The sequence below is a fragment of the Planktothrix rubescens CCAP 1459/22 genome (assembly GCA_904830895.1).
GTDB classification, from domain to species: Bacteria; Cyanobacteriota; Cyanobacteriia; order Cyanobacteriales; family Microcoleaceae; genus Planktothrix; species Planktothrix agardhii.
Map to the genome: position 1 here is coordinate 3,001,041 of LR882958.1, position 26,655 is coordinate 3,027,695.

Genomic DNA, 26,655 nt, shown 5'->3' on the forward strand with positions numbered 1-26,655 from the left:
GGCGACGGTGGAACCCATTTGGGTTAACCTTAGCCCTAGAAGAATTTATGATTAAAAATTTCTAAAGCCTGGTTGTTTGACACTCCCCACGCATAAATGCGGGGGATTCTTGACTAAGCCCACAAAGGGACTCTCAAAGGGGCTGTCAATTCCCCTCTACTGACTCCACTAAGATCAAGTCCTAGTATTGTCGCTACTTTTCGCCCAATATTGGCCGCACCATTGCAATCTGCGTTGATCAACCAATTATCAGCAGTTCGATATAAACCTCTCTTGACTCGTTTTCCACTTGGTTGCCACCCTTCAGGTTTTTCGCCGAATTTAGGTAGTAGATCCAAGTCTAAAAAACTTGCCTTGGAGGTATAAGATTCTTCGGTTTCGACGAATCTAATTCCATGCTGTTCACACAGTTGAGCAATTCTATCCTTTAACCTTGAGGTTGGGATTTGAACAAACTTTTGATTGGTTTTAGCTCCCATATTTGCGCAATCCTTCATGCCCTTGTTCCACCCAAATACGATAGTCCCAATTTGGTTGTCAAGGCAATGATTGATTACTTTTCTGGCGGCTTTATTTATAGCGTCTCGCATTGTGCGATTACGATTCTCTGTTAGAGACTGAAGCCTTTTAGTCCAATAACCGTTGGGCGTATCCTTTGTCAATAATGCAACTTGCTTGTTATACCATTGATTAATAGATTTTAAGTGTCTTCCATCAACGATAAAGCTTGTCCTCACATTAGAAACGCAGGTTAACCAATTATCCATGCCATGATCTATCATCAAAGCATTTAATGGATTGACATTAGATTGGATATTTTGAGACTTATAGACAAGCTCTAAATAAAAGCATCCGTTTCTAGGCAAGATTCGATATTCTCGAATGTCCTTAAAATCTAAATTCGAGGGCATTGGCAAGTAAAAAGAATCTATCCCAAACCATGCTTTTACCTTGCCACCCAAAGGGAATCTTAGTTGATTGTCTTTAAGTTTGACAGAGCGACCCGTAAAAGTCACCAAAGATAGTCCTCCTTTTCTGTAGCCAGGTAGTCTAGGTTTTTGGGTTACAGTACCCTTTGCGACTCCTTTTAGTAAACCGATATAGGATTTAAAGGATTCGGACACGCTAGTTAGAATTTGTTGTGCGGTATCTGAATAGAAAGCTTGGTAGTGTAGGTTCTGATTTTCTGTCCCTAACACTTTATGCAATTCTGCCCTATTGGGTATTCTCCCCTCTTTGAAATATATTTGACGAGAATAATAGATCCCACAATTAGTTAATTTTGAAGACTCTGCGCACAAAAACTCTAGGATTGCCTTGAGTTTTGTGTCGGGACTAATGAGATTTTGCTGACATCCAAACATTTTGTTACCTCCTGACACTAAAATAACATAGTATTAATACTTTGTGCATAATGTCATGGCAACAAAAAAACATCCTGTCCCCGCGTACCTAGATGAGCTAGAGTCTGAAAAGTTAACCAAGATTGCTAGTTTGTGGGGGTGCAGTATGTCTGCTGCACTCAAAAGACTTATTAGAGAATTTAATCTTGACGGTGGCTAAAGCCACCACCGCTTACCTCCCCATAGCTAAAGCTAGGGGCTTCCGCTCGTTTTTTGGTGAAATTACCAGGCTTTTTGGTGGGTATTGAGTAGTAATCAACTCCATATCAAAGGGTTCTTGATCAAGAAGTTAGGGGTTTTAGACCCAATTTTTCGATGTCAGTGTGGGTAGTTCACTCTAAAGCATCTTTTAAAGCTGTACGGGCAGCTAAATGGCTGCGGGTTGAAGTTAAAATCTCCACTTCCCGTTCTAAACGAGCGACGGTACTTTGCATTTCTAACAGCGTTTGTTGTTCGGTTGCGACTCCATAGAGATTACTAGCCACCCAGTAGGAAAGTTCCGTTGGTAAACTGGGAATATCATCAGGAAGTTCAATATTTTGTTCCATCAACTTTCCTGATAGACGAACTACATCGCGCAACAAACCTTCTACTTCAGTTGCTAGGGGTCTTAAATCCTGTTGGGGGGGTTTGTCTTCGATCCATTCCACTAAACCCACCAAATACGGCTTTTCTCGAACCGCTTCTAATACCCGAAATCGTTGCTGTCCCAAAGTCAGCATTTTGATCCGATCATCCGGTAAACGTTGATGTTGGACAATTTCCGCACAGCAACCCACGGCAGCAACTTGACCTTGATTCGGATCAAACATTAATACCCCAAACCGGCGATCCGCATTTAGGATGGTATTGATCATAATCCGATAACGAAATTCAAAAATATGCAGGGGTAGGGGTCTACCCGGAAATAAAACCACTTCCGGTAGCGGAAACAGAGGAAGTTCTCGAACAGCAGTTGAGGAAAATGACGCCATTGTCCGTTAAGTAAGAGCTATTAATGGGACTTAAACAAAAATAAGGGAAGAAATAGATGATAATGATTATGTAGCAAGCACATAACATTCAAGAATAACGAATGAAAGAGACAACCCCGGCAGCGATGCCCCCCTGCTTTGACCGATGGTGTCAAAGATTTGACGATATATTTGGTCATCTTGCCCAAAAACGGGAATTTAGGAACTATTTAGGGGGATTATTGGGAGAAAGTGAGCGAAAAAACCTGTCGCAAATGGCGAATAACTCCGTAGGAGTAGCTTACCACCGATTACACCACTTTTTAACCGAAGCTCCCTGGTTAGCAATGAAACTGAATCAGCGTCGCCTGGAGGTGATGAATCAGTGTAAGCAAACCCAGATTAGTCGGGGATTTGCCCTAATTATTGATGATTCAGGACATCGAAAAAGCGGGAACTTTACTGATGGAGTGGGACGACAATACATCGGAGAAATCGGAAAAACCGACAATGGAATCGTAGCAGTAACGAGCCATCTATACGATGGCAAAAAAAGCCTACCATTAGATATAGAATTATATCAAAAAGCCGAGTCATTACCGTCAGGAAAAGCTGACCCGGAATTTAAAAAGAAACCGGAAATAGCATTAGAATTAATAGAAAGGAGCTTAGAGAGAGGATATCAACCGGGAATTGTGCTAACAGATGCCGGGTATGGAAATAACACAAATTTTTTACAAGAGTTAGAGAAAAAAAGATTAAAATATATAGGGGGAGTCGCCAAGAATCGAAAGGTAATCCTCAAAAAGGGGGAAGATAAAACAGAGGAAACTCGATTAGATAATTTAGCCAAATCGTTGCCCCAAGGAGCTTTTAGTGAAATTCAACTCCAACTAGAAAAACCCAGAACTGTGTGGGTAGCAACAAAAGAAATTGAATTATCAAAGTATGCAGGGAAGAAAGTAATAGCCATCGTCATGAATGCTGCCACTTTCGACCAAGCCAGTGATATTGATTATTTAATGACTAATGTTGAGGCATCAAAAGCCACAGGAGAATGGATAGTAACGACCTATTCACAAAGAAATTGGATAGAAGTTTTTTACAGGGAAGCTAAGGGTTGGTTGGGGCTGAAAGAATATCAAGTCCGAGATAAAAGAAGTCTAATCAGACATTGGATTTTGGTATTTTGTGCCTATACTTTTATTCTCTGGCATAGTTTAACTGGAGGGTTAAGACGTCGATGGGCTAACAAACCTTTAAACACATTTGCTGATGCCCTTGAAGCCTTCCGCACAGCGATTTCCTTTCGATTTGTGGAGTGGCTCCAGAATAATAGGGATGTATTTGCAGCCTACAAAGCAAGTTTAGGCTTGATTTGGGCTTGATTTTTGTTTAAGTCCCATTAACAACGTAGCAGATATTGGGTCAATTTCTGAATATCAAAAAACCTACTCAGAACCCATATTAAAAGGTCAGGTTGAGTAGGTTGGGAATAGTCGAAGCAAAAAATTAAAGTTTCACTTCAATATCTACCCCGGCGGGTAAATCCAATTTCATCAAAGCATCAATGGTTTTAGAAGAAGGCTGATAAATATCAATAATGCGACGATGGGTACGAGTCTCGAAGTGTTCCCGGGAATCTTTATCAACGTGGGGGGAACGCAATAAGCAGTAAATCCGGCGTTTTGTGGGTAAAGGAATCGGCCCAACCGCAGTGGCGCTAGTCCGATTCGCCGTATCTACAATCTTCTCGCAAGAGGTATCGAGTAAACGACGATCAAAGGCTTTGAGACGAATCCGAATTTTTTGTTGTTGAATAGTTGCCATGGGGTGTTCAGTTTTCTAGGTTCAGGATTATCGGCTTGATCAGTCACTTAATATTGACAGGTATAAGGTGCAGAAACCGGATCAAACCCTTCCTATTTTCTGCAACCTTATCCTTAACTTTGCAGTTTTAATTCACAAAGCAGCTTACTTCAGAATTTTGGAGACAACACCAGCACCAACGGTACGGCCACCTTCACGGATAGCAAAGCGCATCCCTTGTTCAATAGCGATAGCGTTAATCAGTTCCACCGTCATTTTAATCCGGTCACCAGGCATGACCATTTCAACTGCGTCACCTTCATCGGAGGTAAAGGCTTTAATGGTTCCGGTAACATCCGTTGTCCGCACATAGAACTGAGGACGATAACCCTCGAAGAAAGGAGTTTTACGTCCACCTTCTGTGTCTTTTAAAATATAGACCTCAGATTCAAACTGAGTATGGGGGGTAATCGAACCGGGTTTGGCAATCACCATACCCCGTTCAATATCAGCTTTCTGGATACCGCGTAACAGCAGACCAGCGTTGTCCCCGGCCATCCCTTCTTCCAGACTCTTTTTAAACATTTCTATACCCGTGACGGTGGTAGCACGAGTCGCTCTAATTCCCACCAGTTCAACGTTATCGCCAACTTTGACTTTACCCCGTTCAATCCGACCCGTTGCCACCGTACCCCTTCCAGTAATGGAGAAGACATCTTCAACAGCCATCAAGAAAGGCTTATCAATATCACGCTCAGGAGTGGGGATATAGGCATCCACTTCTTCCATCAGCTTGTAAATTTTATCTACCCATTTATTGTCGCCTACGACGGCTTTGGGGTTAGCCACCATGAAATCTAAAGCTTCTTTAGCCGAGCCAGCAACAATGGGGATATCATCACCGGCGAAACCGTAGGAGGTTAACAGTTCACGGATTTCCAGTTCCACCAATTCCAACAGTTCAGCATCATCCACCATGTCTTCTTTATTCATGAAGACAACGATATTGGGAACCCCGACCTGTTTGGCTAACAGGATATGTTCACGGGTTTGGGGCATGGGGCCATCAGCCGCCGATACCACTAAAATCGCACCGTCCATCTGGGCAGCGCCGGTGATCATGTTTTTCACATAGTCAGCGTGACCAGGACAGTCAACGTGAGCATAGTGACGGGTTTTGGTTTCGTATTCAACGTGGGCTGTATTGATCGTAATCCCCCGGGCTTTTTCTTCGGGTGCGGCATCAATTTGATCATATTTTTTAGCTGTGGCTTGACCCAGAGCAGCTAAAGTCATGGTAATTGCAGCCGTTAAAGTGGTTTTACCGTGGTCAACGTGACCGATGGTACCGATATTAACGTGGGGTTTGTTCCGTTCAAATTTTGCGCGTGCCATTTTCAGTTAAGAATTGAAAGTTTTCAAGAAAAATAATGGTCAGCACCGGGTTAGGTATTGGTTATGGGCGATTAACCCGTAACTGTCAACCCCAACCCGACTGCCAATTTAGTTGCCTTTATTTTTGGCAACAATGACTTCAGCCACGCTACGAGGAACTTCCTCATAATGGCTAAACTCCATGGTGAAAATCCCCCGACCTTGGGTTTTGGAACGGATATCCGTGGCATAACCAAACATCTGAGCTAAGGGAACCTTAGCGGTCACTTTGGCAATACCCTGTTCTGTTCCTTGACCCTCGATTTGGCCCCGGCGAGAGTTCAAATCCCCAATGACGTTACCAATAAAGTCTTCTGGGACTTCTACCTCAACTTTCATCATCGGCTCTAACAGCACGGGTGAGGCTTTACTCACCGCTTCTTTGAGTGCCATGGAGCCAGCGATCTTGAATGCCATTTCTGAGGAGTCTACATCGTGGTAAGAACCATCCACCAGAGTCGCTTTCACATCAATCAGAGGATAACCTGCCACCACACCTGTTTCGCAGGCTTCCTTCATCCCTTGTTCCGCCGGGTTGATGTACTCTTTAGGTACAGTTCCACCAACGATTTTGGAAACAAATTCAAACCCGCTACCGGGTTCACCGGGTTCGAGATTAATCACAACGTGACCGTATTGACCTTTACCACCACTTTGGCGGATGAATTTGCCTTCGACTCGATTCACAGGTTTACGGATGGTTTCCCGATAAGCAACCTGGGGCGCACCCACATTCGCTTCCACTTTGAACTCGCGTAACATCCGGTCAACCAGAATTTCTAAGTGCAGTTCGCCCATCCCCGCAATTACGGTTTGGTTGGTCTCGGAATCCACAGAAACCCGGAAGGTGGGATCTTCCTCTGACAAAGATTGGAGAGCTTTGGAGAGTTTTTCCATATCCTGTTTGGTTTTTGGTTCCACCGCCACGGAAATCACAGGTTCGGGGATGAACAGAGATTCCAAAATAATCGGTTTCGTGTCATCACAGAGGGTATCACCGGTGAGGGTATCTTTCAAACCCAAGGCTGCCCCTAAGTCTCCAGCCCGCAGTTCATCGACTTCGATCCGATCATCAGCTTTGAGAACAATCAAGCGAGAAATTCGTTCTTTTTTATCCTTGCTGGAGTTCAGGACATAACTGCCCTTTTGTAAAACACCGGAATAGACTCGAACGAAGGTCAAGCGTCCGTAAGGATCGGCCATGATCTTGAACGCTAAGGCCGATAAAGGTGCTTCGTCATTGGCATAACGGACGTCAACGTCACCATTTGATAAAGTGCCTTGGATCGGAGGAACTTCCGATGGAGCCGGGAGATAGTCAACCACTGCATCTAACAGTTGTTGTACCCCTTTATTTTTGAAAGCAGAACCACACAGCAGAGGAACAATCTTCCCGGCAATTGTCCCTTTGCGTAACTGAGTCCGAATTTCTTCATTCGTCGGTTCTTCACCTTCTAGGTACTTCTCCATCAGGTGATCATCGGTTTCAGAAACCGACTCCACCAATTTCACCCGATATTCCTCGGCTATCTTTTTCACCGCTTCGGGAATTTGATCAGTGACCTCAAAATCCGTTCCTTTATCGTCGTCGTTGTAGAGATAAGCTTTCATCTCTACCAAATCCACTAATCCCTGGAAGTCGTTTTCACTACCAATCGGGATCTGGATCGGAACGGCATTCGCCCTTAAGCGATCGCGGATTTGCTCATAAACTTTGAAAAAGTTCGCACCCGTGCGATCCATCTTGTTCACAAAGACAATCCGAGGAACTTTATAACGTTCTGCTTGTCTCCAAACAGTTTCAGACTGGGGTTGTACACCACCGACTGAACAAAAAACAGCAATTACACCATCTAACACCCGCATCGAACGTTCGACTTCAATGGTGAAGTCAACGTGACCCGGAGTATCAATGATATTGATCTTATGATCTTTCCAACTGGTGGTAATAGCGGCAGCCGTGATGGTAATTCCACGCTCCCGCTCTTGAGCCATCCAGTCGGTTACTGCTGTTCCTTCATGGACTTCGCCCATTTTATGAACCATGCCGGAGTAGAATAGAATCCGCTCCGTTGTGGTTGTTTTGCCCGCGTCAATATGGGCTGCAATACCAATGTTCCTTACTCTCTCAAGCGGGACGGTACGTGCCACAGCTACCTCCTTTTTTAAACCTTTATTAAGATTTTATACGTTTACGGATATCACTGCTATCCATTTTTTTAGTACCGATAATGGGCAAAGGCTTTATTTGCTTCTGCCATCCGGTGAGTTTCTTCCCGTTTACGAACTGCACTTCCAGTTTCGTTAGCGGCATCCATCAGTTCATTTGCCAACCGCACGGACATAGAACGTCCGGTTCTGGCTCTAGCATATTGAATTAACCAACGGAGGGCTAAAGCTGTTCCTCTTTCTGAGCGAACTTCCATGGGAACCTGATAGGTTGCACCACCCACCCGCCGGGCTTTGACTTCCACCAGGGGAGTCGCATTCCGAATGGCTTTTTCAAATACCTCAAGAGGCTCTGAACCCGTTCTTTCTTCGATGGTTTTGAGCGCCTGATAAATGATCCGGTAGGCGATAGATTTCTTTCCATGTTTCATGATGCGACGTACCATCATGCTAATTAAGCGACTGTTATAGACCGGATCAACTGGGATCGGACGCTTCTGAACAACTCTGCGACGAGACATATTGTATCTTCCTTAACACAATAGATAATTTAAGATTTTCAGCGATGGGGACAAGTCACCAAAGGCTTAATGTTGTTAGTCTTGCTCCAACAACACCGCCACAACTTTTAACTTAGCCCTGACTCAAAGCTCCTACTTAGGACGCTTGGCGCCATACTTCGAGCGTCCTTGACGACGATCTTTGACTCCCGCCGTATCTAATGTTCCGCGAATAATGTGATATCGAACTCCAGGCAAATCTTTCACCCGACCGCCTCGAATCATTACTACGGAGTGTTCTTGCAAGTTGTGACCAATACCCGGAATATATGCTGTCACTTCATAGCCAGAGGTTAGCCGCACCCTTGCCACCTTACGCAGCGCGGAATTAGGTTTTTTGGGGGTGGTTGTATAAACCCTTGTGCAGACTCCCCGCCGTTGAGGGCAACTCTTTAGGGCGGGCGATTTTGTTTTCTTCTGAGTCTGTTCCCGTGCAGAACGAATTAGTTGCTGGATAGTGGGCATGAGTTACGACATACTGAAATAATTCGGCAATTTGAAGTTTTGAGGTATCTCCACTGAAATATCCCTCCCCTACCTGGGGACGGGACTTTCTTTCAAAAGTATGGTCAGATGTTGACACCCAAAAGATCATAATAACCTAGATCAACACTTTTTGCAAATAGGTAATGGGTAATGGGTTTTGGGTAATTGAATATGTTATTGAGATTTTGCGACAAAGGAATGACCGCAGCTACAGCTTTGGGTGGTGTTGGGGTTTTGGAAGCGAAACCCACCTCCCATTAAGTCTTCAGAATAGTCAATCGTTAAGTTTTCTAGGTACTTTAAATTTTCCGGCTCAACTACAATTTTAATCTGATCAGACTGATAAACTATATCGCTCAACTGCTGGTTTTCATCAAATCCCATTGTATAAGACCAGTCGCAACAGCCGCCCTTTTGTACCCCAAGACGAAAGGATAGATGAGGATTATTTTGCTTGGACTGGAGGCGGAGCACCTCACGGGTAGCTGCTGGACTCAGAGAAATCATGAAACACCTACTCACAGAAACGTTAATCTATTTTTAGATTACCGGAAATATGAGTTTTTGGTGCGCTTTATGCCGGGGTACGAGCATAGTCATCTTGGAATCGGATAATATCATCCTCTCCCAAATATTCCCCGTTCTGGACTTCAATTAAAATCAGAGGAATCACACCGGGATTTTCCAAACGGTGGGAAGTACATTGAGGAACATAGGTGGACTGGTTAGAGAATAAAACTTCTTCACTGTCTCCACAAACTACTTTAGCGGTTCCGGCTACCACAATCCAGTGTTCACTCCGATGGTGGTGCATCTGTAAACTCAACCGATGACCGGGTTTGACTTCAATCCGTTTAATTTTATATCCTGGCCCTTCTTCCAAGGTTGTAAATGAACCCCAAGGTCTCAATTCCGTGGGAGTATTACCGATACTGGGGATATTCTCGGTGGAAGCTTTAGAATTTGCCACACTTTCCTTGACTGCTACCATAATCCTATTTCCTTATCAAAGATTTTACCTAAGTTCAATTGATATTAAAACCTGGGGTGGTATTCAAAAGCCCTTGGATGGCTCTTGTGCGTTCTCCAGAATACTCCCCACAACTACCTGAGTAAATACACCTGGCTTGCTATGATCTATCATAATCTGCTTTAACCCTAATGATCTGTGATCGCAATTCCTAGACCGTTATGAACAGGTGCTGCGGTGGATAAAGGACGGTCTAAATAATATCCTCCGAGATAGAGACTGGTGGAACTTCCTCCGTCTAAATTCAGGGCGGTTACGGCTCCTAATTTTTGCAATATTTGGGCGAGTTCTGCTAGACTGGGCCCGGAACCATTGGGGCGGTTATGAACGGCGACCAACATTAAGGTATTATTATTAGTAATAGCGATCGCACTCCGAATGGCTTTTTGTTGTTGAAAGGCGGGATTAAATCGTTCTTTGGCGGCATCTAAAACAATTTGACGATTTTGAATTAATAACGGCCCAGCCCCTAAAATATTAGGATAATTTTGATATTCATTGGGTTCGGTTTGGCTGTTTAATTGTAAACGAGTTCCGACGGGTAATAAGTTTAATAATTCAGGACGACCTCGAATAACTAATAAATAACCCTGCGTCGGAATATTAATAACAGATGATTCTGGTTTATTCGGTTTAATATAACGGATAATTTGGTTATTTTCAACTACAATAATATGTTCTTGCTGGTTAATCGGGCTATAGGATTTTCCCCAATCGGAATTATAACGAGAAATTCCGGCTTCAACATAAGCACTATTAAGATATTGTAGAGGGAAAGTTTGACCCGACGCTGTAGTTAAGGTTTCTTTTAAGATTAAACGATTCATTATAATAGGTTTACCCTTTTCCCAAGCAATGACTCCTCGATTTAAAATTGGACTGGATAACCAATTATTATTTAAGCGAATTGCTCCTAATGGTAGCTGATTATTGCGATTAAAAAAACCGCCATTAATGGCTATGGGAACTTGTGCTTGTTTTGCTATATCTAATAAGGTTGAAGTGCCCTGACGAGCATGAGGATTACTTAAAATTGGAGTTAGGTTAATTTCGGGTTGATTGATATTAATTTCTAACCAATACACGGGAAATTGATCAACTGAGGGTTGAGATGGTTTTAAAATTTGATTGAGTAAAGATCCTAAAGATACTTCAGTTTTAGGAATTTCAATATAGTCCTGTCTCCATCTAATTCCGGGTTTCCATAAAATATTTTTTGGGGTGAGAAAATCTGGTTTAATCTCAATTATTAAACGATAGGGAGAGTTTAAGCTAGTAACCACCGGACGCCAACCGGGAGGAAGACTAAATTTAACCTGAGTTTGATTATTTTGAGATTGTAATTGTAGATTAGTATAATTAGGATTTGGCGGACTAAAATTTGGGCTTTTAGCCAGAATATTAGGCTTAAAAAATTCTGGACTATCGGATAAAAGTTTAGGGGTAATACTAGCTTCTAAAATTAAATTCCAATCTTGTAAAATCGGAGTAACAGGTTGAGGGGAATTTGTCTGATTTCGGGTAGTTGGATCATCCGTTAGGGGGGGAGAAGGTTGGGAGGGAGTAGAAGGCGATCGCTTTTTTATTTCTGGGTTGGGTTGTTGCCAAATAGTTGGTTTATCGAGTTCAATAATAATTTTTTGAGGTGAAAAGGTAGAATTACTTTGAGGTAAATTACTGGCTACAGATAAAGGTTCAATCCGCAAAGATTGAATAGCAGAAGGAGGAATAGTAATTTTTAGGTTGCTTCCCTCCGGTTTAATTTGCCATTGGGAGGATTCGGCAAAATTCGATAAATCCAAATAGCGATAGGGATTAATATATTCCGCCGATAAATTAGATTCAGAAGAAAACCATTGAATCGGCTGTTGGGAACTATTATTGGTATCAAGGAGATTAATACCCAGATTCTGCATTAATCCGATATCACTAATTTTAACAGCAATTTTTGAGTTACGATTAGATTGATCAATTTGCCAAGGAAGATTAATTAAATTACCATTAATTTCAATTTGGCTTCCTTGTTTTTTGCTTGGATTTGTTTGAGATTCGGCGAGGGTAGAAATGGGCAAAACAATTAACCCCAAAATACTTAACAATAAAATAATCTTTTTCGGTTGGTGAATTAAATTAAAATTTGGCATATTACCATCCTAATAATTAGTCCATATTGATGACGGTTACTAACCAACCATCTATCCTAAACAATCTGATATGTCAACAGATCTTGAATTTTCACCCCTACCCTGACCCAATTAGGTGTATGCTAGTCAGACTAGGGTTTTTGAACCCGATGTCAATTTTGGTTAAAATTCAATCGCTTCAAGCATCCTCACTCAATATAATCAAGATATGGATAACACTAGAGTTAATCACAACCCAGAACAAAACCATCAACAAGATTGCATAGTAGGAAATATGGGCTACCCCTATTCCGGTCAACCTTGGTTAGTGGAAGAAAGAGACGCCTGCGGGGTGGGATTTATCGCTAACCCGTCCGGGGGTGCTAATCATTCTATTATTCAAAAAGCCTTACCTGCTTTAACCTGTTTAGAACATCGGGGCGGCTGTAGCGCCGACCAGGACTCCGGGGATGGGGCGGGGATCATGACCGCAATTCCTTGGGAATTATTAGCCCCTTGGTTTGCTGAACGAAATATTGATATTCTCCAAGAGCCAGAGTTTAAATTTGGGGTGGGGATGGTATTTTTACCCCAAGATGCTGATTTAGCGATTAAAGCCCGCGAAATTATTGAAACTGACCTCAAACAAGAAGAATTAGTTATTATCGGTTGGCGAGAAGTCCCGGTTAAACCGGAAGTCCTGGGAGTACAGGCGCGGGAAAATCAACCCCGCATCGAACAAGTTATGGTTTATTCGGCTAAGGGAAATACCGGGGATGATCTTGACCGACAACTGTTTTTAGCCCGTCGATCTTCCGGGGTAGCCTTGAAACAGGATGGGTTAGTCTGGGGTGAGGATATTTATATTTGTTCTTTTTCCTGCCGTACTATTGTCTATAAAGGCATGGTGCGATCAGCGATCCTGGGAGAATTTTATTTAGATTTAGTTAACCCCGACTATAAGAGCAATTTCGCAGTTTACCATCGACGCTTCAGTACCAATACCATGCCGCGCTGGCCCTTGGCTCAACCGATGCGACTATTGGGACATAATGGGGAAATTAATACGCTGTTGGGGAATATTAACTGGATGCGGGCGCGGGAAAATGTGTTAGCCCATCCGGTTTGGGGCGATCGCTTAAAAACCCTAATTCCCTTTGTGGATGCGACCAATAGCGACTCGGCTAATTTAGATAATTGTCTGGAGTTGCTAGTGAGAACCGGGCGCTGTCCCTTAGAAGCGCTGATGATTATGGTTCCCGAAGCCTATCAAAACCAGCCTAACCTGAAAGATTTACCCGAAATTACGGATTTTTACGAATATTATAGCGGTATCCAAGAACCTTGGGACGGCCCAGCTTTATTGGTCTTCAGTGATGGTAAACAAATTGGGGCCTGTTTGGATCGTAATGGCCTGCGTCCCGCCCGCTATTGTATCACCAAAGATGGCGTGATCATGGTTTCCTCCGAAGCCGGGGTGGTGGATATTCCCGAAGACCAAATTCAGGAAAAAGGCCGTTTAGGGCCAGGACAAATGATTGCGGTGGATTTGAGTACCCATGAAGTTCTGAAAAATTGGCAGATCAAACAACGGGTCGCCCATGAACACCCCTATCGCTCCTGGTTAGAACAATATCGCCAGGAGGCGGAACCCCAGGCTTTTATTGGTGAAAAACAATTAGCACCGGATACCCTCCTCCAACAGCAAACCGCCTTTGGCTATGGGGCGGAGGATGTGGATATCCAAATTTCCGATATGGCGAGTACGGCCAAGGAAGCGACGTTTTGTATGGGGGATGATACGCCCCTAGCGGTGCTTTCGGATAAACCTCAGTTGTTGTATAACTACTTTAAACAACGATTTGCTCAGGTTACAAACCCACCGATTGATCCGTTGCGAGAACGGATTGTCATGTCCCTCTCCATGCAGTTAGGGAAACGGGGGAATTTGTTAGACCTGAAACCCGAAGACGCCCGACTGTATAAAATTAACTCCCCCCTGCTGAATGAGGCGGAGTTAGAAGCCTTACGTCAGTCGGATTTTCCGGGGATCACCCTTTCTACCCTCTATGGTTTGGAAGGAGGGCCGAATGGTGCGACGATCGCCCTGACCCGGCTCTGTGAAAAAGCCGCCGAAGCGGTGGATCAGGGCAAAGAAATTATTATTCTGTCCGATCGCGGATTAACGGCCGAACAGACCTATATTCCGCCCTTGTTAGCTGTGGGAGCAGTTCACCATTATTTAATTAAAATCGGCAAACGGTTACAAGCCTCCCTGGTGGTGGAAACGGCCCAATCTTGGAGTACCCATCATTTTGCCTGTTTAGTCGGTTACGGGGCTTCGGCAATTTGTCCCTATATGGCCTTAGAAACCGTGCGTCATTGGTGGTCTAGTCCCCTAATTCAGAACAATCTGTCGAAGGGCAAAATTCTCCCGATGACCATGGAAGATGCCCAGAAAAACTATCGCCAAGCCGTGGAAGATGGGTTACTCAAGATTTTATCGAAGATGGGAATTTCTCTGTTATCTTCCTATCGTGGGGCGCAAATCTTTGAAGCTATTGGGATTGGGGAAGATTTACTGGAAATGGGTTTCCGGGGTACGGTGTCTCGCGTTGGGGGTTTAAGCATTTCTGAGTTAAGCCAGGAGGTTTATCAATTCCATGCTAAGGCGTTTCCCCTAGAGGCGAAAAAGTTAGAAAACTTCGGGTTTGTCAATGCCATGAAGCGGGGAGAATATCACTTAAATAACCCCGAAATGACAAAATTGCTACATCAGGCCGTTCGTTCTGGCCCAGTAGAGACGAGCCACGGCGCGTCTCCAGATGGTGCTGAAGCACAACAACGGGTAGATGGTGCTAAAGCACAACAACAAGCACAACAACGGGTAGATGGTGCTAAAGCACAACAACAAGCACAACAACAGGCAGAACAACGGTTTGATTTGTACGAACTGTATCGTCAATTTGTGGAAAACCGCCCAGCCACGGCTTTGCGGGATTTGTTGGACTTTAATAGCGATCGCAATTCTATCGCATTAGAAGAAGTTGAGTCCGTCGAAGAAATTGTTAAACGCTTCTGTACAGGGGGGATGTCCCTGGGGGCCCTATCTCCCGAAGCCCATGAAGTATTGGCGATCGCCATGAACCGTTTGGGCGGAAAATCCAACTCCGGGGAAGGTGGGGAAGATCCCGCCCGCTACAAGATTTTTAACGATGTCGATGAAAATGGGATTTCGGCCGGACGTCCCCATTTAAAAGGACTCCAAAACGGAGATAGCGCCAGTTCAGCAATTAAACAGGTGGCGTCGGGACGGTTTGGCGTCACGCCCGAATACCTGATGAATGCTCAGTCTATCGAGATCAAAGTGGCTCAAGGGGCTAAACCAGGGGAAGGGGGACAACTTCCTGGGAAGAAAGTTAGCGAATATATTGCTATGTTGCGACGGTCGAAACCCGGCGTCACCTTAATTTCCCCTCCTCCCCACCATGATATTTATTCCATTGAGGACTTAGCCCAATTAATCTTTGACCTGCACCAAATTAACCCGAAAGCGACGGTTTCGGTCAAATTAGTCGCAGAAGTGGGAATTGGAACCATTGCCGCCGGGGTTGCTAAGGCTAACGCCGACTATATCCAAATTTCTGGTCATGACGGTGGGACGGGAGCCTCTCCCCTAACTTCAATTAAACACGCCGGAAGTCCTTGGGAATTGGGGTTAACGGAAGTCCATCGGGTATTGATGGGGAATAAACTCCGTGACCGGGTGCGGTTACGGGTAGATGGTGGTTTCAAAAGTGGCTGGGATGTGGTGATGGGAGCCTTAATGGGGGCCGAGGAATTCGGCTTTGGAACTATTGCTATGATTGCAGAAGGCTGTATTATGGCCCGAATTTGCCACACCAATAACTGTCCCGTGGGGGTGACGTCTCAACAAGAACGCCTGCGAGAGCGTTTCCCTGGAACTCCGGGTCATGTGGTGAACTTCTTCTATTTTGTAGCTGAAGAAGTTCGCCATATTTTAGCCCGGTTGGGATATCGGAAATTAGTCGATTTAGTTGGACGGTCTGACCTGCTAAAACGTCGGGATGGGGTGAATGTTGCTAAGACCCAACATATAAATTTAGATGTATTTACCCAAGCGCCTGTAACTAGCGATCGCAGTTGGTTAAACCATGAACCCATCCATAGTAACGGCCCGGTGTTGGATGATGTGTTATTAGAAGATGCAGAAATTGCCACCGCTATTCAAAACCAGGGGACGGTAACGAAAACCCTGCGGATCGTTAATACTGACCGGACGGTGGGGACACGCATTGCTGGGAAAATCGCCTCTATCTATGGAAATAATGGCTTTGCTGGCCAAATTAACCTGAATTTTACCGGGGCGGCGGGTCAGAGTTTTGGCGCATTCAACCTCCCCGGAATTAAGTTAACTCTGACGGGGGAAGCTAATGATTATGTCGGGAAGGGGATGCACGGGGGAGAGATTATTATTAAACCCCCGGCGGCTGTGACTTACGACCCCTCGGAGAATGTGATTATCGGGAATACCTGTTTATATGGGGCGACCGGAGGAACGTTATACGCCTACGGAAAAGCCGGAGAACGTTTCGCGGTAAGAAATTCCTTGGGTAAAGCCGTTATTGAGGGCGCTGGCGACCACTGTTGTGAATATATGACCGGGGGTGTGGTTGTAGTTCTCGGTAAGGTGGGGCGAAATGTTGGCGCCGGACAGACCGGAGGTTTAGGTTATTTCCTCGATGAAGATGGGGAGTTTCCTGAAATGATTAACCCGGAAATTGTCAAAATTCAACGGGTATCTACACCTGCTGGGGAACAACAGTTACGCGAGTTAATTCAACAACACGCTGAACACACCGGGAGCGAGAAGGCTAAAACCATTCTGGCGAAATGGTCGGAGTATTTACCCAAGTTTTGGCAAGTTGTTCCTCCTTCTGAGAAGGATAGTCCTGAAGCGTCGAATACCGTCGTGGCGGTTGCTATTTAGAGTGGTCAATTCTAAGAGTTAACCCCTCAGCCTCTTTCCCAAATTGGGGAAGGGGCTGATTTAATATTTTTTACATCTAATGGTAGACTAATCAATATGAACTAATTTTGTATTAAACCAGATAACCATTAGATTGTCGTAAGCCAATGAATTTGATTAAAAAGGGAATCATAGAAGGTTTAATTAAGTTTGATGATGAGCAAAAATTTATTACTTATATTCATCAAAATAAGAAAAGAAATTATACTAATCCAGAGGAACAAGTACAAGCAGAAACTTACTTAAAATTAGTTTTAATTTATGGTTATGATCCTCACAAAATTTTGCAATTTGTTTCCGTAACAATGGGATCAACCACTAAAGAAGCGGATATTATTGTTTATAATGATGATCAATGTCAAGCTCCTTATATTGTTGTTGAATGTAAAAAACAAGAAGTTTCGGAGTTAGAATTTAAACAAGCTATTGACCAAGGTTTTAGTTATGCTGTAGCGGAAGGTGCTAAATATGTTTGGGTGACATCTGGGATGAAAGATGAATATTTTGAAGTCCCAACCGAAAGACCAAAGGCGCGTATTTCTATCCCTGATATTCCTCAATTTGGTGTTACTAAATTAGCTAAATTTAAGTATGCAAAAGATGGCGGAGAAGTCAATGGTCAAAAATTATTTGAGTTAGAAATTGTTACAGAAGATGATTTAACCAGACGTTTTAAACAGGCTCATGATGCTCTTTGGGGAGGTGGTGAATTAAATCCTTCAATGGCTTTTGATGAGTTAGATAAATTAATTTTTTGTAAGATTTGGGATGAGAAAAAACCTCGTAAAAAAGGTGAAGCTTATGATTTTCAAATTTTCAAAGAAACTGAAGAAGAAAAAACCAATCAAGAGTTAATGAAGCGAGTTAATTCCCTTTATCATGAAGGGCGAAAAAAAGACCCTGAAGTATTTAAAGATGATATTCGTTTAAGTCCTGAGAAGTTGCGGACTGTGGTAGGTTATTTAGAAAAAATTAATTTAGGTGCGACGGATTTAGATAGTAAAGGACGTGCTTTTGAGACGTTTATGGGTTCGTTTTTTCGGGGTGAGTTTGGGCAATTTTTCACTCCTAGAAATATTGTTAAATTTATTATTGATGTCTTACCGATAACTAATAATTCTTTGGTATTAGATACTTCTTGCGGTAGTGGTGGCTTTTTGCTTCATGTATTAGATAAAATTAGACGACAAGCTGATGATTTTTATGATAATGATCCTGTTAAACATTACAGATATTGGCATGATTTCGCTGAAAAAAATCTGTTTGGTATCGAAATTAATGAGCAGATTGCGCGGACTGCAAAAATGAATATGATTATTCATGATGATGGTCATACTAATGTTATTGCTGCGGATGGTTTATTGCCCAGTAATGAGATAATTAAAAAGACAAATAATCAAGGTTTTGCTAATAATCGTTTTGATTTTATCACAACTAATCCTCCCTTTGGCTCAACTGTTAAACAAGCTGAACAAGCCTACCTGAAAAATTACGATTTGGCTATGAAGGAGGTTGATTGGTTAAATAGTAAGAGTAAATCTACTGAAAGAGAAAATCAAAATACTGAAGTTTTATTTGTTGAAAAATGTTATGAATATTTGCGAGAAGGAGGTTATTTAGCGATTGTAATTCCCGATGGAATTTTAACTAATTCTAGTCTGCAATATGTCAGGGATTGGATTGAGGAAAAATTTCGGATTGTAGCGGTAGTTTCTTTACCTCAAACTGCTTTTCAATCTACAGGTGCGGGGGTTAAAAGTTCGGTTTTATTCTTAAAAAAATATGATTTAGCAACAACTGAAAACATCCAAGCCAGAAAATTAGGTTTACAGGATGAGATTAAAATTAAACATAATTATGAGGATTTATTAACTGAGTTGGATAAAGAGAAAAAAGAACAAATTAAAAAGTTAAGTGGTTTTGATAAGGGGTCAAATTTAGAAGGGAAAACTTTACAAGATTCTGAAGATTTTAAGGAATGGAAAAAGGAGGTTAATAATGAATATCGGGAGCGAATAGATGAGATTAAGGAAAATTTAGTAGAGGAATATATAACCGAAAAACAAAGGTTATTTAATGATTATGAGATTTTTATGGCTATAGCTGAAGATATTGGTTATGATGCTACAGGAAAAGCCACAAATAATAATGAGTTAGATTTGATTGGGGAAGAATTAACCCGTTTTATTGATAGTATTGAAAGCGGAGAGGATAGTTTTTTTTTAAGTGATAATGTGGATAAAAATAAGATATTTTTGGTAAATAAAAATAATTTATATGTTAGATTTGATTCTAAATATTATGCTTTAATAAACGAAAATATCCTAGCAAATAAAACAAAATTTATTGTTAAAAAATTAGGAGATATTACTCATCTTAGTAGAGGTAGATTTTCACATCGTCCAAGAAATGATCCAAAATTTTATCATGGTCAATATCCTTTTATTCAAACAGGAGACATAGTAAATGCTAGTGAAAGTTACGGTGATATAAAATATACTCAAACTCTCAACGAGAAAGGAATTCAAGTAAGTAAATTATTTGAACCTGAAATTATATTAATTACTATTGCTGCAAATATAGGTGATACTTCTATTTTGACTTATCCTGCTTGTTTTCCAGATAGTATTGTAGCAATTAAACTAAAAACAGATGAAATTGATATAAAATATCTTAATTATTATTTTAAATATGTTAAAAATTATTTATTTTCTTTAGCTCCACAATCCGCACAAAAAAATATTAATTTACAACAATTATCTCCTACACCGATTGTTATTCCTCCCCCAGAAATCCAAAATAAAATAGTAGCGATAATGGATAATGCTTATAATACTAAAAAACAAAAAGAAGCAGAAGCACAAAGATTACTGGATAGTATTGATGATTATTTATTAGGAGAATTAGGAATTGAATTACCTCAACCTGAAGAAAATACTGTTAATAATCGCATTTTTTACCGCAAGTTAAGCGATATTTCAGGAGGTAGGTTTGATGCTTTTTATTGTCAAAATTATTTTTATAAAAATAGAATATGTATTGAAAAAGCTCAATATCAAATAAAATTCTTAAAAGAAATAATTGACACTAAATTAATTAAAGGTAGATTGCCTAAAGATATAGAAAAAGATGGGAATTGTCAAGTTATACAAATTAATAGTATTAATTCAGATGGTTATATTGATTTAGATGATCTATTAACGTCAAAAAACATTTTTAATGACAATCAAAAATTAAAGAAACAAGATATTATAATTGTTGTTACAGGGGCTACTATTGGAAAAATAGCAATTTTTGAAAATAATGGACTTTTTTATCTAGGAGGAGATTTAGTAAAATTTCAAGTTGATAAAAATATTAATCCTTTTTATGTTTACAATTTTTTAAGATGTCAAAATTCACAAATAGAAATAAGAAAAAATATTACAGGAGCAACTAATGGACATTTAGCACCTAAAGATATTGAAAATATGATTATTCCTATTCCTCCCCTAGAAAAACAAAACGAAATAGCTGAACATATCACAAAAATTAGAGAGAAAGCCAAACAATTACAAGAGGAAGCTAAAAAAGAATTAGAGAAGGCAAAAATTGAAGTAGAAAAGATGATATTAGGGGATTAAAATGTTTTATGACTCCCTGTGCTTTTGCAGCTTCAAAGATTTCAGAATCTTCAGCTTTTTTATTCTGGAGTTAAATTATTAATAATTTGAGCAAGAGAATCCTTATTATTGATCTACCAATTAAAATGAATGATAAAAATATTCCTGAAAAACGATATAATATAAACCATCCCTAATCCTCCTGATGGTTATTCCTATGCTGGCTGAACAATCAAAAGTAATCCGAAATTGGCAACTGCTGATTCCAAAATTTGAGGCTATTGTTGGGAAAAAAGGCGTGATTCAACGTCGAGAAGAATTACTGGTTTATGAATGTGATGGACTAACTAGCTATCGCCAACGTCCCGCATTAGTAGTGCTTCCCAAAACCACCGAAGAAGTTGCAGAAGTTGTTAAAATTTGCGATCGCAATTTGATTCCTTGGGTCGCTAGAGGGGCGGGAACTGGACTTTCTGGCGGTGCTTTACCCGTAGAAGATTGTGTTTTAATTGTCACCGCATTAATGCGAAAAATCCTAAATATTGACTTAGAAAATCAGCGTGTTGTTGTTCAACCAGGAGTGATTAATAATTGGGTAACACAAGCAGTTAGTGGCGCAGGATTTTATTATGCTCCTGACCCTTCTAGTCAAATTATTTGTTCTATTGGGGGCAATGTTGCCGAAAATTCTGGCGGTGTTCATTGTTTAAAATATGGGGTGACAACTAACCATATTCTAGGGCTAAAAATCGTCACTCCCGATGGTGATATTGTCGATATTGGTGGCGATATTCCCGAAATGCCTGGATATGATTTAACCGGATTATTTGTTGGTTCAGAAGGGACGTTAGGCATTGCTACTGAAATCACATTAAGAATTTTAAAAACACCCGAATCAATTTGTGTGTTATTAGCAGATTTTACTAATTTAGAATCGGCTGGATCGGCGGTTTCTGATATTATTAGTTCGGGGATTATTCCTGGGGGCATGGAAATTATGGATAATCTCAGTATTAATGCCGTTGAAGATGTGGTGAAAATTGGTTTATATCCACGGGATGCGGGGGCAATTCTATTAGTTGAATTAGATGGTTTACAGGTGGAAGTCGATACTAATAAACAACGAGTTAGTGAAATTTGTAGAAACAATGGGGCGAGAAATATTACCACCGCTAGTAATGCAGAAGATCGGTTAAAAATTTGGAAAGGACGGAAAGCAGCTTTCGCCGCCGCAGGTCATGTCAGTCCTGATTATTATGTTCAAGATGGCGTAATTCCCCGGACAAAAATGGCTTATGTTCTCAAAGAAATTGAAGCCCTGGGAGAAAAATATGGATATCGTATTGCTAATGTCTTTCATGCCGGGGATGGCAATTTACATCCTTTAATTTTATATGATAATTCCGTTCCAGGTGCGTTAGAAACCGTCGAAGAAATTGGTGGAGAAATTCTTAAAATATGTGTTGAAGTTGGCGGTAGTTTGTCCGGTGAACATGGTATTGGTGCGGATAAAAAATGTTATATGCCCCAAATGTTCAACGAAGTTGATTTAGAAACCATGGAATGGGTGAGAACAGTTTTTAACCCCAAAGGTTTAGCCAACCCTGGTAAAATGTTACCGACTCCTCGCACCTGTGGAGAGTCCGCCAAACTGCAAAATATTAAACAGTTTGAAGGGACAGAAGTATTTTAATTTATCCTTAGATCTACTAAGTAGTTGCACAAAATAAATTACCTAGTTGAGAGAGGGAACAGCCCCCCCAAACCCCCGTGCACGGGGGGCTAGGGGGGGAGGGAACAGGGTAGAGGATGTGTAATTAATTTTGTTCAGGTACTTATCAAAAAATATGGAAAATACAACCAATTCTCCGTTTAAAATGACTCAATTAACCGCCATTAATGTTGCTAAAGCAACAACAATTATTCTACTAATTGGTTTTGCTTTAGTCTTAGGAATTCAGGACTGGCGACAGGTGATTTATCTCTGTTTTCACATTAGTTATTGTTTGTGGTGGTTAATTGAACAATGGTTTTATCCTCAACGATCAAAAGCAATTTTTACTGAATCTACAGGAGTAGTAGGATTGATATTAGCTGTAATTATTGTTGGATGTTTATACACTTTACCCGGATATTTAGCTTTTATCAATCCCATTCCCATTTCTTTTATTACCGTTGCTATTGCAATTCCTCTATTTTATTTTGGCAGTTTAATTAATGCGGCGGCGGATGTGCAGAAATTAACAGCAAAACAATATGGTGAGGGGTTAGTTAAAGATAATATTTGGCGATTTTCTCGAAATATCAACTATTTTGGGGATTTACTACGCTATCTAAGTTTTGCAATTGTAGCAGGTTCTCCTTGGGCATATATTGTTCCTGGGTTTATTCTGATTCTTTATTTACAGCGAATTTTTGCTAAAGAAAAAACCATGTCAGAAAAATATCCCAATTATCAAGAATATCAGAATAACTCAACTCGCTTAATTCCCTTTATTTGGTAAACTTTGGGTGGGCATAGCCCACTCAACAAACAATTGCATAAATTTTTAACTTGAATTATAATTAATCATCCTGATTAATATTTAAAATTATGGTGATCGCAACCGTTAAAAAATTTACCATCGAAGACTATCACCGCCTAACTGAATTAGGCTTTTTCCAAGAAGATGATAGAGTTGAACTCATTCGCGGAGAAATGATTGAAATGGCAGCAAAAGGAATGCTTCACGCAACTGTCAACAGACGGTTAGCTAGAGAATTAGCTAACATAATTGGTCATGGTGCAACTTTACAGGGTCAAGATCCGATTATTTTATCTAACTATAGTGAACCTGAACCAGATGTTGTGATTCTTAAAAATAAAGAAGATGATTATTTGAGCAGTCATCCCCATACAGAAGATATTGTACTCTTGATTGAAATTTCTGATTCATCTTTAGACTATGATCAGACTACAAAATTATCGGTTTATGCCGAGAATAATATTACCGATTATTGGATATTTAATTTAGTTGATTTTTGTTTAGAATGTTATAGCGAACCCTATCAAAAATCACAAGGCGAGTTTGGTTATCTTCGTAAACTGATTTATTTACCTAATCAGTCTGTAAACTTACCTTATTTTCCTGATTTAACCTTAGATTTATCTAAAGTATTTCCACCTAAAATTAATTAGGAGGAATTAAAGAATAATAAAATCCATAAGGTATAGAAAACAAAGATGGATTAATTAGTTTTCTAGGTTTTTAAGCACAGCAATGATCATTCTAATTTCTTAGTGTCTTAGTGCCTTTGTGGTTCCTTAAATTAGATTATACTAATTTAACCCTATTCTGCGATAATAATAAATTAGTCTTTAATTTTAGGAAACATAACAATGCGACTCTCTAAAATGCTATTTGTCACCCTACGCGAAGATCCCAAAGAAGCGGAAATTCCCAGTCATAAACTATTAGTCCGGGCGGGATATATTCGCCGTATTGGAAGTGGAATTTACGCCTATCTTCCCCTGATGTGGCGAGTTTTGCAAAAAGTATCTCAAATTGTCCGAGAAGAAATGAACGCCACCGGAGCCCAAGAATGTCTACTTCCCCAAGTCCAACCCGCCGAACTTTGGCGCGAGTCGGGACGCTGGGATACCTATACCAAAGCGGAGGGAATTATGTTTTCCCTAACTGACCGTCGGAAGCGGGAATTAGCATTAGGGCCAACCCATGAGGAGGTAATTACAACTATTGCTAAAGATATGATCCGTTCCCATCAACAATTACCGATTCATTTATATCAAATTCAAACTAAATTTAGAGATGAAATTCGGCCTCGGTTTGGGTTAATGCGGGGTCGGGAATTTATTATGAAAGATGGTTATTCTTTCCATAGCGATGAAGAAAGTTTGAAGAAAACCTATCGAGATATGGATCAAGCCTATCGGAATATGTTAACCCGTTGTGGGTTACAATATCGAGCGGTAGAAGCTGATTCTGGAGCTATTGGGGGCAGTGGTTCGCAAGAGTTTATGGTATTAGCAGAAGCGGGAGAAGATGAAGTTCTCTATACTGAAGATGGCAAATATGCAGCTAATACAGAAAAAGCCGTATCCCTTCCCGTTGATGCTGAATCTTCTGCTTTTTCAGAATATAAAAAGTTAGAAACTCCTAATACTACTACCATTGAAACCTTAGCAAATTTGCTGAACTGTTCTCCGACACAAATTGTTAAAAATGTTCTGTATCAAGTAGTTTATGATAATGGAACAACGGTTTTAGTGTTAATTAGTATTCGGGGAGATCAGGAAGTTAATGAAGTTAAATTACAAAATGAATTAACAAAATTAGCCCCTGAATTTAGCGCAAAAACGATATTATCTTTAATTGTTCCTGATCAAGAAGCTCAAGAAAAATGGGCAACAAAACCTTTACCTTTAGGCTATATTTCTCCTAATTTAGAAGATGGTTATATTACCCCCCCTACGCCCTGCCTTGGTAAGGGGGGGAATGGAGAAACAACACCCCCCGCTACTAATACGGGGAATGAAAGCACAACACCCCCCGCTACTAATACGGGGAATGAAAGCACAACACCCCCCCTTGGTAAGGGGGGGGCGGGGGGGGTCTATCTTGCTAATACCCCGACGGGGGGGGTCTATCCCAAATTTGTAAGAATAGTAGATCAAACAGCATCGGAATTAAAGAATTTTGTCACCGGGGCGGATGAATCAGGATATCACGTTGTAGGAGCAAATTGGGGCAAAAAATTTACTTTACCTACAAGTATTGTAGATATTAGAAAAGCCCAAAAAGGCGATCGCGCTATTCATGATCCCAACCAAATTTTACACAGTGCGAGAGGTATTGAAGTCGGTCATATTTTCCAACTAGGGATTAAATATTCTCAGGCGATGGGAGCAACTTTTACCAATGAAGACGGGGAAGAATTACCCTTAGTCATGGGATGTTATGGGGTGGGAGTATCTCGGTTAGCGCAATCGGCCGTCGAACAATCCTATGATAAAGATGGGATAATTTGGCCAATGGCGATCGCACCCTATCAAGTGATTATTGCCATTCCTAATATTACCGACGCTCAACAGGTGGAAATTGCCGAAAAACTCTATACGGAATTAAACCAAGCCGGAATTGAAACCCTCCTTGATGATCGGAATGAACGAGCCGGGGTAAAATTCAAAGACGCCGATCTAATTGGGATTCCCTATCGGATTGTAACTGGACGTTCGATTAAATCGGGTAAAGTGGAACTGGTAGAACGGGCTACCCACAATGCCCAGGAAATTGCCATTGAGGATGTCATTACCACACTTAAACAGAATATTCAAGCTGCATTGGAAAATTAGGCGAGTTGTTGGTTGATGGTTAAGAAAGCCCTGAAGGGCTTACTACAATTTAGTCAACAGCGATCATTAATTTTGTTTTAAGTTCTGGGAACAGAACATGATATGATTCATTTTGGCTTGCAGAGCGTGTTATACGCTGTGTGCGTGAACTTAGAGAAAGTTATAACTGTTGCTTTCGGATTTCCGATCAATGAGTTGTGGCTGAACTAAAAATTGGTGAACCTGTCCAAGTAGCTATGACAAACGCAGAGGAAACACTAGAATCAGGGTCTAAACTTGCTGTAGAACCCGACACTTCTATGCTGGAGTATGATCAATTGCAACGCCAGTTGTTATTGATGACGATCACAGCTACGGGGGTAATTTTTGTTGCAGTTTGCTGTTTCTATCCTCTGGATGTCGCCCTAAACTATTTAGTTGGGGCGGCTGTCGGCATAATCTACTTGCGAATGCTCGGCAAAGATGTAGAAAAACTAGGTAGGGGCAAGAAAAAACTAAGCCAAAATCGGATCTTGATCCTCGCGGGTGTAATCATTGTAGCCACTCAATTACATCAGCTAAAGATTCTACCGATTTTTTTAGGATTTCTTACCTACAAAGTAGCTCTCATGTTGTATGTGCTAATCACAGTGTTCACCCCCAAGCCTAAATAAGTAACGCGGAATCCTCCAGTCCTCAATCTG

19 protein-coding genes are annotated in these 26,655 nt (G+C 41.1%); 8 read left to right on the forward strand and 11 right to left on the reverse strand.

Going from position 1 to position 26,655, the window contains the following annotated elements; genetic code table 11:
* Positions 1-113 precede the first annotated feature (113 nt).
* Positions 114-1,364 carry an RNA-guided endonuclease InsQ/TnpB family protein gene (locus tag NMG86_RS14100; RefSeq protein WP_026797905.1) on the reverse strand — a complete coding sequence of 417 codons (1,251 nt, stop codon included), beginning with the start codon at positions 1,362-1,364 and terminating at the stop codon, positions 114-116.
* Between the two features lie 371 nt (positions 1,365-1,735).
* Positions 1,736-2,377: an LON peptidase substrate-binding domain-containing protein gene (locus NMG86_RS14105; RefSeq protein WP_026786436.1), complete on the reverse strand. Its 642-nt coding sequence runs from the start codon at positions 2,375-2,377 to the stop codon at positions 1,736-1,738.
* A gap of 101 nt (positions 2,378-2,478) precedes the next feature.
* On the opposite strand from NMG86_RS14105, the gene NMG86_RS14110 reads away from it, so the two are divergent.
* The gene (locus NMG86_RS14110; RefSeq protein ID WP_026796362.1) at positions 2,479-3,744 is read left to right on the forward strand and encodes an IS701 family transposase; all 1,266 of its coding nucleotides are present in this window, start codon (positions 2,479-2,481) and stop codon (positions 3,742-3,744) included.
* Positions 3,745-3,868: 124 nt separating this feature from the next.
* On the opposite strand, the gene rpsJ is transcribed toward NMG86_RS14110, so the two are convergent.
* From rpsJ to NMG86_RS14155, 9 genes are all read right to left on the reverse strand, one after another.
* Positions 3,869-4,186, reverse strand: a complete 318-nt coding sequence (gene rpsJ, locus NMG86_RS14115) for a 30S ribosomal protein S10 (RefSeq protein WP_026786435.1) — start codon at positions 4,184-4,186, stop codon at positions 3,869-3,871.
* A gap of 144 nt (positions 4,187-4,330) precedes the next feature.
* The gene (tuf, locus tag NMG86_RS14120; protein ID WP_026797906.1) at positions 4,331-5,560 is read right to left on the reverse strand and encodes an elongation factor Tu; all 1,230 of its coding nucleotides are present in this window, start codon (positions 5,558-5,560) and stop codon (positions 4,331-4,333) included.
* A 108-nt stretch (positions 5,561-5,668) separates the two neighbouring features.
* Positions 5,669-7,750: an elongation factor G gene (gene fusA / locus NMG86_RS14125; RefSeq protein WP_026797907.1), complete on the reverse strand. Its 2,082-nt coding sequence runs from the start codon at positions 7,748-7,750 to the stop codon at positions 5,669-5,671.
* A 68-nt stretch (positions 7,751-7,818) separates the two neighbouring features.
* Positions 7,819-8,289 (reverse strand): 30S ribosomal protein S7, encoded by a 471-nt coding sequence (gene rpsG / locus NMG86_RS14130; RefSeq protein ID WP_026786432.1) that lies wholly within the window; start codon positions 8,287-8,289, stop codon positions 7,819-7,821.
* A gap of 132 nt (positions 8,290-8,421) precedes the next feature.
* Positions 8,422-8,772, reverse strand: a complete 351-nt coding sequence (gene rpsL / locus NMG86_RS14135) for a 30S ribosomal protein S12 (RefSeq protein WP_227351462.1) — start codon at positions 8,770-8,772, stop codon at positions 8,422-8,424.
* Positions 8,657-8,923, reverse strand: coding sequence for a hypothetical protein (locus tag NMG86_RS14140; RefSeq protein ID WP_233423040.1), 267 nt, complete (start codon positions 8,921-8,923; stop codon positions 8,657-8,659). Before NMG86_RS14140 ends, rpsL begins: the two co-directional genes overlap by 116 nt.
* A 65-nt stretch (positions 8,924-8,988) precedes the next feature.
* Positions 8,989-9,321: a HesB/IscA family protein gene (locus NMG86_RS14145; protein WP_026786430.1), complete on the reverse strand. Its 333-nt coding sequence runs from the start codon at positions 9,319-9,321 to the stop codon at positions 8,989-8,991.
* A 67-nt stretch (positions 9,322-9,388) separates the two neighbouring features.
* Positions 9,389-9,805: a cupin domain-containing protein gene (locus NMG86_RS14150; RefSeq protein WP_026786429.1), complete on the reverse strand. Its 417-nt coding sequence runs from the start codon at positions 9,803-9,805 to the stop codon at positions 9,389-9,391.
* 167 nt (positions 9,806-9,972) lie between these two features.
* Positions 9,973-11,988 carry a phosphodiester glycosidase family protein gene (locus NMG86_RS14155; RefSeq protein WP_052338732.1) on the reverse strand — a complete coding sequence of 672 codons (2,016 nt, stop codon included), beginning with the start codon at positions 11,986-11,988 and terminating at the stop codon, positions 9,973-9,975.
* A gap of 208 nt (positions 11,989-12,196) precedes the next feature.
* Here NMG86_RS14155 and NMG86_RS14160 point away from each other — a divergent pair, with 208 nt between their 5' ends.
* The 7 genes from NMG86_RS14160 to NMG86_RS14190 all read left to right on the forward strand — a co-directional run bounded on the left by NMG86_RS14160 (position 12,197) and on the right by NMG86_RS14190 (position 26,625).
* Positions 12,197-16,978 carry a glutamate synthase-related protein gene (locus NMG86_RS14160; protein ID WP_043938601.1) on the forward strand — a complete coding sequence of 1,594 codons (4,782 nt, stop codon included), beginning with the start codon at positions 12,197-12,199 and terminating at the stop codon, positions 16,976-16,978.
* A gap of 146 nt (positions 16,979-17,124) precedes the next feature.
* Entirely contained in the window at positions 17,125-20,640 is a 3,516-nt protein-coding gene (locus NMG86_RS14165) for an N-6 DNA methylase (RefSeq protein WP_026797909.1), read from the forward strand.
* Positions 20,641-20,836: 196 nt separating this feature from the next.
* The gene (glcD, locus tag NMG86_RS14170) at positions 20,837-22,312 is read left to right on the forward strand and encodes a glycolate oxidase subunit GlcD (RefSeq protein ID WP_026797910.1); all 1,476 of its coding nucleotides are present in this window, start codon (positions 20,837-20,839) and stop codon (positions 22,310-22,312) included.
* A gap of 154 nt (positions 22,313-22,466) precedes the next feature.
* On the forward strand, positions 22,467-23,123 hold the full coding sequence (locus tag NMG86_RS14175; protein ID WP_026786425.1) for a methyltransferase family protein: 657 nt from the start codon (positions 22,467-22,469) through the stop codon (positions 23,121-23,123).
* 89 nt (positions 23,124-23,212) lie between these two features.
* Positions 23,213-23,797 carry a Uma2 family endonuclease gene (locus tag NMG86_RS14180; RefSeq protein WP_026786424.1) on the forward strand — a complete coding sequence of 195 codons (585 nt, stop codon included), beginning with the start codon at positions 23,213-23,215 and terminating at the stop codon, positions 23,795-23,797.
* A 201-nt stretch (positions 23,798-23,998) separates the two neighbouring features.
* Positions 23,999-25,972: a proline--tRNA ligase gene (proS, locus tag NMG86_RS14185; protein ID WP_026797911.1), complete on the forward strand. Its 1,974-nt coding sequence runs from the start codon at positions 23,999-24,001 to the stop codon at positions 25,970-25,972.
* Positions 25,973-26,169: 197 nt separating this feature from the next.
* Positions 26,170-26,625, forward strand: a complete 456-nt coding sequence (locus NMG86_RS14190) for an ATP synthase subunit I (RefSeq protein WP_227350224.1) — start codon at positions 26,170-26,172, stop codon at positions 26,623-26,625.
* Positions 26,626-26,655: the final 30 nt, after the last annotated feature.

Excerpts from the sequence above, each read along its gene's own strand:
- NMG86_RS14100 (WP_026797905.1), bottom strand. The coding sequence starts at position 1,364 with ATGTTTGGATGTCAGCAAAATCTCATTAGTCCCGACACAAAACTCAAG.
- NMG86_RS14105 (WP_026786436.1), bottom strand. The coding sequence starts at position 2,377 with ATGGCGTCATTTTCCTCAACTGCTGTTCGAGAACTTCCTCTGTTTCCG.
- NMG86_RS14110 (WP_026796362.1), top strand. The coding sequence starts at position 2,479 with ATGAAAGAGACAACCCCGGCAGCGATGCCCCCCTGCTTTGACCGATGG.
- rpsJ (WP_026786435.1), bottom strand. The coding sequence starts at position 4,186 with ATGGCAACTATTCAACAACAAAAAATTCGGATTCGTCTCAAAGCCTTT.
- tuf (WP_026797906.1), bottom strand. The coding sequence starts at position 5,560 with ATGGCACGCGCAAAATTTGAACGGAACAAACCCCACGTTAATATCGGT.
- rpsG (WP_026786432.1), bottom strand. The coding sequence starts at position 8,289 with ATGTCTCGTCGCAGAGTTGTTCAGAAGCGTCCGATCCCAGTTGATCCG.
- NMG86_RS14140 (WP_233423040.1), bottom strand. The coding sequence starts at position 8,923 with ATGATCTTTTGGGTGTCAACATCTGACCATACTTTTGAAAGAAAGTCC.
- NMG86_RS14145 (WP_026786430.1), bottom strand. The coding sequence starts at position 9,321 with ATGATTTCTCTGAGTCCAGCAGCTACCCGTGAGGTGCTCCGCCTCCAG.
- NMG86_RS14150 (WP_026786429.1), bottom strand. The coding sequence starts at position 9,805 with ATGGTAGCAGTCAAGGAAAGTGTGGCAAATTCTAAAGCTTCCACCGAG.
- NMG86_RS14155 (WP_052338732.1), bottom strand. The coding sequence starts at position 11,988 with ATGCCAAATTTTAATTTAATTCACCAACCGAAAAAGATTATTTTATTG.
- NMG86_RS14160 (WP_043938601.1), top strand. The coding sequence starts at position 12,197 with ATGGATAACACTAGAGTTAATCACAACCCAGAACAAAACCATCAACAA.
- NMG86_RS14165 (WP_026797909.1), top strand. The coding sequence starts at position 17,125 with ATGAATTTGATTAAAAAGGGAATCATAGAAGGTTTAATTAAGTTTGAT.
- glcD (WP_026797910.1), top strand. The coding sequence starts at position 20,837 with ATGCTGGCTGAACAATCAAAAGTAATCCGAAATTGGCAACTGCTGATT.
- NMG86_RS14175 (WP_026786425.1), top strand. The coding sequence starts at position 22,467 with ATGGAAAATACAACCAATTCTCCGTTTAAAATGACTCAATTAACCGCC.
- NMG86_RS14180 (WP_026786424.1), top strand. The coding sequence starts at position 23,213 with ATGGTGATCGCAACCGTTAAAAAATTTACCATCGAAGACTATCACCGC.
- proS (WP_026797911.1), top strand. The coding sequence starts at position 23,999 with ATGCGACTCTCTAAAATGCTATTTGTCACCCTACGCGAAGATCCCAAA.